4 protein-coding genes are annotated in these 3,090 nt (G+C 31.2%); 3 read left to right on the top strand and 1 reads right to left on the bottom strand.

Annotation, left to right across the window (positions count from 1 at the left end):
* Positions 1-9 precede the first annotated feature (9 nt).
* Positions 10-573, bottom strand: coding sequence for a DUF3793 family protein (locus MR593_RS02335; protein ID WP_290686589.1), 564 nt, complete (start codon positions 571-573; stop codon positions 10-12).
* 228 nt (positions 574-801) lie between these two features.
* On the opposite strand from MR593_RS02335, the gene MR593_RS02340 reads away from it, so the two are divergent.
* From MR593_RS02340 to feoB, 3 genes are all read left to right on the top strand, one after another.
* Positions 802-1,014, top strand: a complete 213-nt coding sequence (locus MR593_RS02340; protein ID WP_290686591.1) for a FeoA family protein — start codon at positions 802-804, stop codon at positions 1,012-1,014.
* A gap of 18 nt (positions 1,015-1,032) precedes the next feature.
* A complete protein-coding gene (locus MR593_RS02345; protein ID WP_290686593.1) occupies positions 1,033-1,257 on the top strand; it encodes a FeoA family protein in 225 nt (74 codons plus the stop codon).
* A gap of 52 nt (positions 1,258-1,309) precedes the next feature.
* Positions 1,310-3,090 (top strand): ferrous iron transport protein B (gene feoB, locus MR593_RS02350; RefSeq protein ID WP_290686595.1); only part of this gene is annotated, 1,781 nt, incomplete at its 3' end.

Below are 3,090 nucleotides of genomic sequence, written 5' to 3' on the forward strand. Positions count from 1 at the left end.
GATGCTATGCTAATTCCACATTGGTATTGGTAGAATTAATTTGTCTAAAGGTACGCCAAAATTAAATAGACGACAGTATAAATTAGTACATTGCTTGCATTTATCAAAGTAGAGCGATGTACTTTTTTCGTTGTCGTAAACTTTCCAACAGCCACAACATTTATAATTTTTGCCTCGATTATCTATAAAGCCCTTTACATCACAAAAGGGATAGCCTAAAAACAAACCTATTTCATGGGGTGTAGATTGTAGGCTTTCAAATCGATGTTTAAGCTGTGTCAAGCTGTTGTCTAGATTATCTAATTTGTATCCGTATAATTTTAAAAAATCGCTGATTTCACAAGAAGATAAGTCGCGAAGTAAATAATAAGGTCTATACACGTAAATTAAGGTATAATCATTTTTTTCAAATATATTAAAAAAATAAACTCCCTTTTTATTGTAATTTTTATTGTATTCTTTTAAAATTTTATCCACAGAAATATTGTATATATTTTTAAATTTAAATAAACTGCCTGTCTTAAAGCCAGCTAGTGTAGGGGAACAAAATTTGATTAATTTACTCTGAAACATATTTTACTTCACTTCCTTTTTAATATTTATTATTAAAAAAAGATTCAAAAATTATTAGGCAATTATTAAAAAAAATTGACGAATTTAAAAATAAGAATTATTATCATTTGATATTGACAAACAAAAATAAAAGATATATTATATAAATGTAATGATAATCAATATCAATAAAGTACGATTTTAAAATATAAAACGAATTAATATATTAAATAAGGAAGGGTGAAAGTTATGTCATTAACTATGGTTAGTATAGGAGAACAAAAGATAATAAAAGAAATACGTGCTAAAGAACAGGTTAAAAGACATTTACAAAACTTAGGTTTTATAACTGGCGAAAAAATAGAAGTTATTTCAGAAAATAGCAGCGGATTAATTTTAATGGTAAAAGGCTCAAAAATAGCTTTAAATAGAGGTATGGCAAATAAAATAATAGTTAATTAGTAATTAGGAGGATAGATTATGAGTAAGACGTTGAGAGATTTAAAACCAGGAGAAAGGGGAGTAGTTCTAAACCTTGGTAAAAAAGGACCTGTGAGAAAAAGACTAATGGATATGGGGATAACTCCAGGTGTAGATGTTGAGGTCGTAAAGGTAGCTCCTTTAGGAGATCCGATAGAAATAAATTTAAGAGGATATGAGCTTAGCTTGAGAAAAGATGAGGCTGAGCATATAAACTTAAAATAATTATCGGATATATTAACCGAGTTGATATAAAAAGTATTAGAGGAGAGAAAAAATGAGTATAAGAATAGCACTTGCAGGCAATCCAAACTGCGGGAAAACAACATTATTTAATGATATAACAGGTTCAAAACAACATGTCGGTAACTGGCCAGGTGTTACAGTTGAACAAAAAACAGGAAAATACAAGAAAAATAAAGAAGTAGAGATAGTAGATTTACCGGGGATATATTCTCTATCTCCATATTCAGCAGAAGAAATAGTAGCGAGAGATTATATAGTAGATGAAAAACCAGATGCTTTAATAGATATAGTAGACGGAACTAATATAGAGAGAAACTTGTATTTAACTCTACAGGTATTAGAGACAAAAATACCTACAGTAATAGCTTTAAATATGATGGATGAGGTCGAAGCTTCGGGAACAAAAATAGATTGTAAAAAGCTTTCAAAATTACTAGGTGTTCCAGTAGTTCCGATAGTAGCTAGAACTGGTAAAGGTGTGGATGAATTAATGAAGGAAGCGCAAAATATCGCTTTATCAAATGTACAAGATACAAATTTAGAAATATTTTCACCACAAATTAAAAACTACATAGAAGAAATAGTTTGTCTAATTAGTGAGAATGAAAATCAAGGTCAAGATAAGAATTCTAATTCCTATGAAATGTGGCAAGCGATAAAAATTCTTGAAGAAGATGAAGTCGTGATGGAAAAATTACCAGGGAATAAAAGAGCGAAAATTACTTCAATAGTAGAGAAGGCTAACGACGATTTCGATGGTGATACAGAAGCTGAAATAGCGGATCAAAGATATAAATTTATATCAGATGTAGTAAATAAAACAGTTAAAAAACCGGTAAAATCAAACGGACAGAGAAAAGAAACAAAATCAGATAAAATAGATAAAATACTTACAAATAGAGTATTGGCAATACCAGCCTTCTTGGTGATCATGTACGCATTATTCCATATAACGTTTGGAGAAGGTATATTAGGTATAGGTGTAAAATTACAAACTCTAGTTTGTGACTTTTGGGATGGACCACTTACAGAGACTATAATGGGTGCTCTAGAAAATATGGGTGCTGCTGAATGGGCATTAGGACTTGTAGGAGATGGTATACTTGCAGGTGTAGGAGGAGTCGTATCTTTCCTACCACAAATATTAGTATTATTCTTATTGATGTCGTTCTTAGAAGACAGTGGATACATGGCGAGAGTTGCATTCGTAATGGATAGATTATTTAGAAAATTTGGTTTATCAGGGAAATCTTTCATACCACTTCTAATGGGATATGGTTGTTCAGTACCAGCTCTTATGGCATCTAGAACTCTTGAAAGTGAAAAAGATAGAAAAATAACTATGATGATAACACCATTTATGTCTTGTGGTGCTAAATTACCTATATATCTAATGTTTGCGGCGACTTTATTTGCGGGATACAACCAAACATTGATAGTTTATTCTATATACATGATAGGTATAGTAGTAGCGGTAATAGGCGCATTGATATTAAGTAAGACAATGTTTAAAGGTGAAACTTCAAACTTTATAATGGAGCTTCCTCAATATAGAATACCAACTTTAAAAAGTGTTTTAATACATGCTTGGGAAAAAGTAAAAGGATTTGCTATAAAAGCGGGAACAATAATTCTAGGCTCAACAATACTTATATGGTTCTTATCTAACTTCAATTTCGGTGGAATGTGCGAAATGGAGGATTCAATACTTGCATCAATAGGTAATACTATAGCGTGGATATTTACACCACTTGGATTTGGAGATTGGAAGGCAGCAGTAGGCGTTGTAACTGGATGGATAGCTAAGGAAAA

Origin of the sequence: Intestinibacter sp., from assembly GCF_022780145.1 — a bacterium.
Lineage (GTDB): Bacteria > Bacillota > Clostridia > Peptostreptococcales > Peptostreptococcaceae > Intestinibacter.